At 70.6% G+C, this 8,799-nt stretch carries 8 protein-coding genes and 1 pseudogene; 5 read left to right on the top strand and 4 right to left on the bottom strand.

Annotated elements, in window-relative coordinates; genetic code table 11:
* From Q2100_RS27470 to Q2100_RS27460, 3 genes and pseudogenes are all read right to left on the bottom strand, one after another.
* A pseudogene (locus Q2100_RS27470) lies at positions 1-231 on the bottom strand (Fe-S cluster assembly protein SufD); the annotation flags it as partial.
* Positions 232-262: 31 nt separating this feature from the next.
* The gene (sufB, locus tag Q2100_RS27465; protein WP_264013831.1) at positions 263-1,711 is read right to left on the bottom strand and encodes a Fe-S cluster assembly protein SufB; all 1,449 of its coding nucleotides are present in this window, start codon (positions 1,709-1,711) and stop codon (positions 263-265) included.
* Positions 1,708-2,526 carry a helix-turn-helix transcriptional regulator gene (locus tag Q2100_RS27460; protein WP_407667702.1) on the bottom strand — a complete coding sequence of 273 codons (819 nt, stop codon included), beginning with the start codon at positions 2,524-2,526 and terminating at the stop codon, positions 1,708-1,710. The genes sufB and Q2100_RS27460 overlap by 4 nt, the downstream gene beginning before the upstream one ends.
* 24 nt (positions 2,527-2,550) lie before the next feature.
* On the opposite strand from Q2100_RS27460, the gene mptB reads away from it, so the two are divergent.
* The 3 genes from mptB to Q2100_RS27445 all read left to right on the top strand — a co-directional run bounded on the left by mptB (position 2,551) and on the right by Q2100_RS27445 (position 6,072).
* Complete coding sequence (gene mptB / locus Q2100_RS27455) at positions 2,551-4,293, top strand: polyprenol phosphomannose-dependent alpha 1,6 mannosyltransferase MptB (protein WP_264013829.1); 1,743 nt, start codon at positions 2,551-2,553, stop codon at positions 4,291-4,293.
* Positions 4,290-5,222, top strand: coding sequence for an ABC transporter ATP-binding protein (locus Q2100_RS27450; RefSeq protein ID WP_264013828.1), 933 nt, complete (start codon positions 4,290-4,292; stop codon positions 5,220-5,222). The genes mptB and Q2100_RS27450 overlap by 4 nt, the downstream gene beginning before the upstream one ends.
* 76 nt (positions 5,223-5,298) lie before the next feature.
* Positions 5,299-6,072, top strand: coding sequence for an ABC transporter permease (locus Q2100_RS27445; protein ID WP_264013827.1), 774 nt, complete (start codon positions 5,299-5,301; stop codon positions 6,070-6,072).
* Here Q2100_RS27445 and Q2100_RS27440 read toward each other — a convergent pair.
* Positions 6,040-6,690, bottom strand: coding sequence for a hypothetical protein (locus Q2100_RS27440; protein ID WP_302916589.1), 651 nt, complete (start codon positions 6,688-6,690; stop codon positions 6,040-6,042). The genes Q2100_RS27445 and Q2100_RS27440 overlap by 33 nt on opposite strands.
* 85 nt (positions 6,691-6,775) lie before the next feature.
* On the opposite strand from Q2100_RS27440, the gene Q2100_RS27435 reads away from it, so the two are divergent.
* Positions 6,776-7,357, top strand: a complete 582-nt coding sequence (locus tag Q2100_RS27435) for a TetR/AcrR family transcriptional regulator (protein WP_302916588.1) — start codon at positions 6,776-6,778, stop codon at positions 7,355-7,357.
* Between the two features lie 95 nt (positions 7,358-7,452).
* Positions 7,453-8,436, top strand: coding sequence for a COX15/CtaA family protein (locus tag Q2100_RS27430; RefSeq protein WP_328518142.1), 984 nt, complete (start codon positions 7,453-7,455; stop codon positions 8,434-8,436).
* Positions 8,437-8,799: the final 363 nt, after the last annotated feature.

Raw genomic sequence — 8,799 nt, 5'->3', positions numbered from 1 at the left:
GGGCCGCTCGGTGACCTCGATCGCGGCGCGTCCGGTCGCGGGCGCCGAGCCGTCGTGCAGCCCGCGCAGCCGCCGCAGCGGGGTGAACCGCCACAGCTCGTCGCGGCCGCCGGGCACCTCGAAGGCGGCGACGTCGAACGAGGCGAACTGCTCGCCCTTGTTGGCGCCTGCGAGGGCCGAACCCGGCTTCGCGCCTCCCTCGACTGCGGTGGTCAGGTTGGTCTCGGTCACTGCCTGTTCCCCGTCGCTTCGCTCGCCCCCATCAGCCGACCGCGCCTTCCATCTGCAGCTCGATCAGCCGGTTGAGCTCCAGCGCGTACTCCATCGGCAGTTCCTTGGCGATCGGCTCGACGAACCCGCGCACCACCATCGCCATCGCCTCGTCCTCGGTGAGGCCGCGGCTCATCAGGTAGAACAACTGGTCCTCGCTGACCTTGGACACCGTGGCCTCGTGACCCATCGTGACGTCGTCCTCGCGGATGTCGACGTAGGGGTAGGTGTCCGACCGGCTGATCGTGTCGACGAGCAGCGCATCGCACTTGACGCTCGCGCGGGAACCGTAGGCGCCCTTGTTGACCTGGACCAGGCCGCGGTAGGACGCCCGGCCGCCGCCGCGGGCGACCGACTTGGACACGATGTTGGACGACGTGTGCGGGGCCAGGTGCAGCATCTTGGCGCCGGTGTCCTGGTGCTGACCCTCGCCGGCGAACGCCACCGAGAGCACCTCACCCTTGGCGTGCTCACCGGTCATCCACACGGCCGGGTACTTCATCGTCACCTTGGAGCCGATGTTGCCGTCGACCCACTCCATGGTGGCGCCCGCCTCGGCCCTGGCCCGCTTGGTGACCAGGTTGTAGACGTTGTTCGACCAGTTCTGGATGGTGGTGTAGCGGCACCGGCCGCCGGGCTTGACGATGATCTCCACGACCGCCGAGTGCAGCGAGTCGCTCTTGTAGATCGGCGCGGTACAGCCCTCCACGTAGTGCACGTAGGCGTCCTCGTCGACGATGATCAGCGTCCGCTCGAACTGGCCCATGTTCTCGGTGTTGATCCGGAAGTACGCCTGCAGCGGGATGTCGACGTGCACACCCTTCGGCACGTAGATGAACGACCCGCCCGACCACACCGCGGTGTTGAGCGCCGAGAACTTGTTGTCGCCGGCCGGGATCACCGTGCCGAAATACTGCTTGAACAGCTCGGGATGCTCCTTGAGGGCGGTGTCGGTGTCCAGGAAGATGACGCCCTGGGCCTCGAGGTCCTCACGGATGGAGTGGTAGACCACCTCGGACTCGTACTGCGCGGCGACACCGGACACCAGCCGCTGCTTCTCGGCCTCCGGGATGCCCAGCTTGTCGTAGGTGTTCTTGATGTCGGCGGGCAGATCGTCCCAGGTCGCCGCCTGCTTCTCACTGGACCGCACGAAGTACTTGATGTTGTCGAAGTGGATGCCGTCGAGGTCGGAACCCCAGTTGGGCATCGGCTTCTTGTCGAAGGTGCGCAGGGCGCGCAGCCGGGTCTCGAGCATCCACTCCGGCTCGCTCTTCTTCGCCGAGATGTCGCGCACCACGGCCTCGGACAGCCCGCGCTGCGCGCTGGCACCGGCGACGTCGGAGTCCGACCAGCCGTACCCGTACTTGCCGAGCGAGGCGATGGTCTCGTCCTGGGTCAGCGGCTCGGCCTTGGCGACCGAGGTCTCGGGGGTAGCGGTCATGCCGACGCTCCTTGGGTTGTGGTGGCGGCTTCGGCGCGGGCTGTGTGCCGAAGTTCCTTGGTGAGTGGTACGTGGGTGGTGCAGGCGCAGTCGCCGTTGACGATCGTGGCCAGCCGCTGTACGTGGGTGCCCAGGATCTCGGCGAACGCCTCACGCTCGGTCTGGCACAGCTCCGGGAATTCCTCGGCGACGTGCGAGACCGGACAGTGGTGCTGGCAGATCTGCACGCCGTGGACGGGTCCGGCCGCCGGCGTGGTGGTCGTGGTGGTGGCGTAGCCGGCCCGGGTCAGCGCCGCGGCCACCCGGTCCGCAGTGGCTTCAACGCCATCGGGGCCCTCGGTTACTCCCGACAGGATGGTGTCGATCCGGCGGCGGGCGAAGGTGCGCACGGCGTCGTCGCCGCCGATCTCGCGCAGCTGACGGATCGCCGCGACCGCGAGGTCGTCGTAGGCGTGGCCGAGCTTGGCCCGGCCTGCGGCGGTCAGCCGGTAGCGCTTGGCGGGCCGGCCGCGGCCCGAGTGCTGCCACGCCTCGGCGGCGCTGGCCTGCGCATCGCCGGCGTCGACGAGGGCGTCGAGGTGACGGCGCACGCCTGCCGCGGAGATGCCGAGCCGGTCGCCGATCTGACCGGCGGTGATCGGCCCCTCCATCAGCAACTGGATGATGGCGGTGCGGGTGTGGCCGTCCGAAGCCGGCACGACGGCAGGCGTCATGTCCGCAGCTCGCTCCCGGTCGAATTCCACAACACCATTGTGTCGGAATTCCCTGACCGCTTCCAGCAAGGGGACCCTTACTGCGAGCGTGAAAGCCACCACACCCCCGACCGTTAGTCTGCTCTGATGGCTCCACTGGCCGGGCGCCTCCAGATGTTCAGCTCCTCGATCGCCCGATGGCACGGCGACGAGCCGGTCGCCGGTTCCCCCCTCAACGGCGCCGAGATGGTGGCGCTGCGCCGGACCCGGCTGTTCGGGGCCACCGGCACGGTGCTGATGGCGATCGGCGCGCTCGGCGCCGGTGCGCGGCCCGTGGTCCAGGATCCCACCTTCGGTGTCCGGCTGCTCAACCTGCCCTCGCGGATCCAGACCGTCTCGCTGACCATGACCACCACCGGCGCGGTGATGATGGCGCTGGCCTGGCTGATGCTCGGCCGGTTCGCGCTCGGCAGCCGCCGCATGTCGCGCGGCCAGGTGGACCGCACGCTGCTGCTGTGGGCCCTCCCGCTGCTGCTCGCGCCGCCGATGTACAGCCGCGACGTGTACTCCTACCTGGCCCAGAGCGAGATATCGCGGCTCGGCCTCGACCCGTACAAGGTCGGCCCGGCCACCGGGCTCGGGCTCGACCACGTGTTCACGCTGTCGGTGCCCAACCTGTGGCGGGAGACCCCGGCGCCCTACGGACCGCTGTTCCTGTGGATCGGCGAGGGCATCTCGACCGTGACCGGCCAGAACATCGTCTGGGCGGTGCTGTTCCACCGGCTCGTCGTCCTGCTCGGGGTCGGCCTCATCGTCTGGGCCACCCCGAGGCTCGCCCGCCGCTGCGGCGTCGCCGAGGTCAGCGCGCTGTGGCTGGGGCCGTGCAACCCGCTGCTGTTCATGCACCTGGTGGCAGGCATCCACAACGAGGCGCTGATGCTCGGCCTGATGCTGGCGGGCACCGAGTTCGCGCTGCGCGGCATCGACGCCGCGCAGCCACTGCTGCCACGGCCGCTGCGCAGGCCGGTCACCCGCGCCGACTGGCGACGCTGGCATCCGCTGGCCATGCTGATCGTCGGAGCGGTGCTGATCGCGATGTCGTCGCAGGTCAAGCTGCCGTCGTTGCTGGCGCTCGGGTTCGTGGCGATGGCGCTGGCCTGCCGGTGGGGTGGCACCGTCAAGGCGTTCGTGATCGCCGGCGGTTCTCTCACCGCGTTGTCTGTGGTGGTGATGGCGGTGATCGGCTGGGCCAGCGGGCTGGGTTTCGGCTGGCTGTTCACTCTGGGCACCGCGAATGTGGTGCGTAGCTGGATGTCCCCGCCGACGCTGATCGCGTTGGGCACCGGCCAGGTCGGCATCCTGCTCGGTCTCGGCGACCACACCACCGCGGTGCTGGCACTCACCCGCGCCATCGGTGTGATCATCATCGCGATCCTGGTCACCTGGCTGCTGCTGGCGGTGCTGCGGGGCCGGCTGCATCCCGTGGGTGGGCTGGGTGTCGCCCTCGGTGCGACGGTGCTGCTGTTCCCCGTGGTCCAGCCGTGGTACCTGCTGTGGGCGATCATCCCGCTGGCAGCTTGGGCCACCCGCCCCGGTTTCCGCGGATCGACCATCGCGATCACGCTGGTCATCGGCATTTTCGGGCCCACCGCCAACGGGGACCGGTTCACCCTGTTCCAAATCGTGATGGCCACCCTGGCCAGCACGCTCGTCGTCGCACTGCTGATGGCGCTCACCTGGCGCCGGTTGCCGTGGCGGCCGGTCCCCGACCCCGACGCGGACGACGGCCCGGACACCGAACCGAGGGCGGACGAACCGCCCGTCGCGAAGCCGTCACCGCCACCACGGCCGCAACCATCGAGCAGCGACGCATACGCTGAATCCCCGTGACGTCCGGATCCGCTGTTCCCGTCCTGCTGCGCGGGGTGACCAAGCGGTACGGGTCGACGACGGCGGTGTCGGAACTCGACCTCGACGTGCAGCGCGCCGAGGTGCTGGCGCTGCTCGGGCCCAACGGCGCGGGCAAGACCACGACCATCGAGATGTGCGAGGGCTTCCTGCGGCCGGACGCCGGCTCCATCGAGGTCCTCGGCCTCGATCCCGTCTCGGACAACGCCCGGCTGCGCGAGCGGATAGGCGTCATGCTGCAGGGCGGCGGCGGCTATCCGGCGGCCCGGGCCGGCGAGATGCTCGCGCTGGTGGCCGCGTACGCCGCGGATCCGCTCGACCCGCAGTGGCTGATGGACACGCTCGGGCTCACCGAGGTCGCGCGCACCACCTACCGCAGGCTGTCCGGCGGCCAACAGCAGCGTCTGGCGCTGGCGTGTGCCGTGGTGGGACGCCCCGAGCTGGTGTTCCTCGACGAGCCGACCGCCGGGATGGACGCGCATGCGCGAATCGTGGTGTGGGAGTTGATCGACGGGCTGCGCCGCGACGGGGTCACCGTCGTGCTGACCACCCATCAGCTGACCGAGGCGGAGGAACTGGCCGACCGGCTGGTGATCATCGACCACGGGGTGGCGGTCGCCACCGGCACGCCGGCGGAGCTGATGCGCACCGGCGCCGAGAACCAGTTGAGGTTCCGCGCCCCGCGGATGCTCGACCTGGCGCTGCTCGTCGCGGCCCTCCCGGAGGGCTACCAGGCGATCGAGGCGGCACCGGGTGAGTACCTGGTCGAGGGCCACATCGACCCGCAGGTGCTGGCGACCGTGACGGCGTGGTGCGCGCGGCTCGACGTGCTGGCGACCGACATGCGGGTGGAGCAGCGCAGCCTCGAGGACGTCTTCCTCGACCTGACCGGACGGGAGCTGCGGCCGTGACGAGCGCTTGCGCGCGGGGGCACCTCCCGCCCGGAGGGCAGGGGGCGAACATCCTATGACGCGCGAAAACAGGGGCGTGACCAACCGTTTCGCGCCGGGCACCTTCTCCCCCGACCCGCGGCCGGCCACCGTGCCGACCATGCTGGCCGCGCAGTTCAACCTGGAATTGAAGCTGCTGCTGCGCAACGGCGAGCAGTTGCTGCTCACCATGTTCATCCCCATCACGCTGCTGGTCGGATTGATCCTGCTGCCGCTCGGGTCGTTCGGCGATGACCGCGCCGCCGCCTTCGTGCCCGCTGTGATGTCGCTGGCGGTGATCTCGACGGCGTTCACCGGACAGGCCATCGCGGTGGCGTTCGACCGCCGCTACGGAGCGCTGAAACGCTTGGGCGCCACCGCACTTCCGGTCTGGGGCATCATCGTCGGCAAGTCACTGGCGGTGGTGGCGGTGGTGTTCCTGCAGTCGATCGTGCTCGGCGCCATCGGCATCGCGCTGGGCTGGCGCCCCGCGCTGGCCGGGCTGGCGCTCGGCGCGGTGGTCATCGCGCTGGGCACCGCCGTTTTCGCGGCGCTCGGCCTGCTGCTCGGTGGGACCCTGCGCGCCGAGATCGTGCTGGCGGTGGCCAACCTGCTGTGGTTCGTCTTCGCCGGTTTCGGCGCCCTGACGCTGGAGGGTCAGACGGTGCCGGGCGCCTTGGCGTGGGCAGCGCGGCTGACGCCATCCGGCGCGTTGACCGAGTCGCTGACTCAGGCGATGACGTTGTCGGTGGACTGGTTCGGCCTCGCCGTGCTCGCCGTGTGGGGCGCGGTGGCCGGGCTATGCGCGCTGCGCTGGTTCCGCTTCACCTGACCGCGCGAGCTCGGGCAGCAGGAACTCGAGCTGTCCGACCTCTTCGATGTTGTGCTTCACCCACGCGCGGGTCTTGTCTTCGGGGAAGTGGCCGCTCACGATGCGGTTGACCGGCGAGAGTCTGCGGGTGCCGAGGTCCATGACGGTCACGTAGTGCGCGCCGTCGGCGCCGGCCGACCAGGTGTGCTCGAGCTGGAAGACGATGACGCCTGCCACCCGCAGGACCAGGCGGATCCCGGTCTCGTCGAGCTTCTCGACGCGGGCGACCTCGTCCACCAGATACTCGGGCCGGCCGCCGAAGGCCTCGACCATGTGGAACCGCGCGCCTTCGCCTGCGCCCCCGGTAGGGGCCGGACGTGCGAGTTCCCACCGGACGTGGTCGATCGGGTGCCAGGCGAGATAGCGGTCGATGACCCGGCCGCCGTAGGACATGGTGCCGCCCAGATTTCGGAACCAGTCCAACAGCATCGCGGGCGTGATCCCCGCAAGCGGCCGGTGGTCGATGGTGATCCGGCGCCGGTGGTTCGGCAGTGCGGAGTACCGCACCGTCGCGGTGTCGACGGTCCGCAGGGGATAGAGCACCGGACGGGGCTTCGGTACGGCTGTGGCGCGTGACATTCCCACCTCCAAGATACGGTAGCGTTTCTTAGACCAGCGTAGGTGGGCAGGCTAAGATACGCAAGCGTTTCTCGGAGGAGGCGGTATGCGACGGCGGCACGGTGAAGAGCTGGACGCGGCGATCCGATCGGCGGCGTTGAGGCTGCTGGCCGACCACGGCCCGGCGGGCGTCACCATGGAGGCGGTCGCCGCGGAGGCGAAGACGAGCAAGCCGGTGCTGTACCGGCGGTGGCCGGACGCAGCGGCACTGATCCGCGACACCCTGGTGAACCTGGCGACCACGGCGATACCGCACCACGACACCGGCAGCTACCGCACCGACATGCTCGCCGTGCTGGGCGGCTGGGCCGCCCTGTTCACCGGACCCGACGCCGCCGTGCTGCGTGCCGCCGTCGCCGCGGCCGCACACGACCCGGTGCTCGCCGACACGTTGCAGCGCGACGTCATCGGCTGGCGCAAAGCGGAGATGGCCGCACTGCTGCGGCGCGGCGTCGAGCGCGGCGACGTGCGGCCCGACGTGCCGGTCGAACTCGCCCGCGAACTCGGCCAGAGCGTGTTGTGGCACCGCCTGCTGATCACCGGCGACCCGATCACCGACGACCTCGTGGTGCAGCTCGTCGACGAGGTCCTGGTGCCGTTCGTCGCACCCCGAGCGGTCGCATCGTGACGCCCTACTACGGAATGTAGTTGGCCATCGCCTACGATCGGGGCGTGCGACGCGTGTTCAGCGGCCTGTTCGTCGGCCTGGTCGACCGGCTCCCGATGCCGAGCCTCGGCGTGCAGCGGGCGATCGCCGTCGCGGTGATCCTGACCCAGGGCGGCATCGCGGTCACCGGCGCGATCGTGCGGGTCACCGCGTCGGGCCTGGGTTGCCCCACCTGGCCGCAGTGCTTTCCCGGCAGCTTCACTCCCGTCCCGCATGCCGAGGTCCCGGGCATCCACCAGGCCGTCGAGTTCGGCAACCGGTTGATCACCTTCCTGGTCGTGCTCACCGCCGCGCTGGCCGTGCTCGCGGTGGTGCGGGCCCGGCGGCGCCGCGAGGTCCTCGTCTACGCCTGGCTGATGCCGGCGTCGACCGTCGTGCAGGCGGTGATCGGCGGCATCACCGTGCTGACCGGCCTGCTGTGGTGGACCGTCGCCATCCACCTGCTGGCCTCGATGACGATGGTGTGGGTGGCGGTGCTGCTCTACGTGAAGATCGGCGAGCCCGACGACGGGGTGGTCGAGCGCACGGTGCCGAAGCCGTTGCGGCAGTTGACGTTGCTGAGCGGGGTGGCGCTGGCCGCGGTCCTCGTGACCGGCACCCTGGTGACCGGTGCGGGTCCGCACGCCGGGGACAAGAGCATCGACGCGCCGGTGCCGCGCCTCGAGGTCGAGATCGTCACCCTGGTGCTGGCGCACGCGACGCTGCTGGTGGCCTACCTGTCGCTGCTGGTGGCGCTGGTCTTCGGCCTGCGCGCGGTCGCGGCGCCCCGCCGCGTGATGCGGCGCCTCGCCGTGCTGCTGGCCCTCGTCGCCGCGCAGGCACTGGTCGGCCGGGTCCAGTACGCGCTCGACATCCCCGCCGCACTGGTGGCGGTGCACGTCGCCGGCGCCGCGGCGTGCACGGCGGCCACCGCCGCGCTATGGGCGTCGATGCGACAGCGGACCCAGCCCGAACCGGTCGAGGGCGGCCTCGACGCCGACGACGAAATCGCGCTGACGGCGGTCCCTGGTGTCGGGGTCCAGCTGCCGCCAACCCAGTGACGGCTCCACCAGTTCGAGTTCCAGCAGCCGTGGGTCGTCGATCCCGCCGATGACGTCGGCGCGGGCGTAGAGGAAATCCCCCGGCGCTACGTCCAGTTCGGCCGCGGCGGCTGCCAGCGCGGCGTATCCGACGTCCCAGAGCTCGTGGTCGGGGTCGGCCGGCGCCAGGGACTCCTCGGCGAAGGTGCCCGTCTCGTCGAGCACCGGTGGCCGGGCGGCGGGCAGCAGCGGCGCCTTGGTGAAGGCGTGCGACGCGCGTCCACCGAGGAACACCAGCGCCGTCTCGCCGCGTTCGATCCGGGCGTCGTACGGCTGGACCAGCACGGTGGAGCCGGCGCCGTGCAGCGCCTCGGCGTGTGCGCG

The organism is Mycolicibacterium arseniciresistens (genome assembly GCF_030519285.1).
GTDB classification, from domain to species: domain Bacteria; phylum Actinomycetota; class Actinomycetes; order Mycobacteriales; family Mycobacteriaceae; genus Mycobacterium; species Mycobacterium arseniciresistens.
This window is presented reverse-complemented; position numbering and strand designations above follow the sequence as displayed.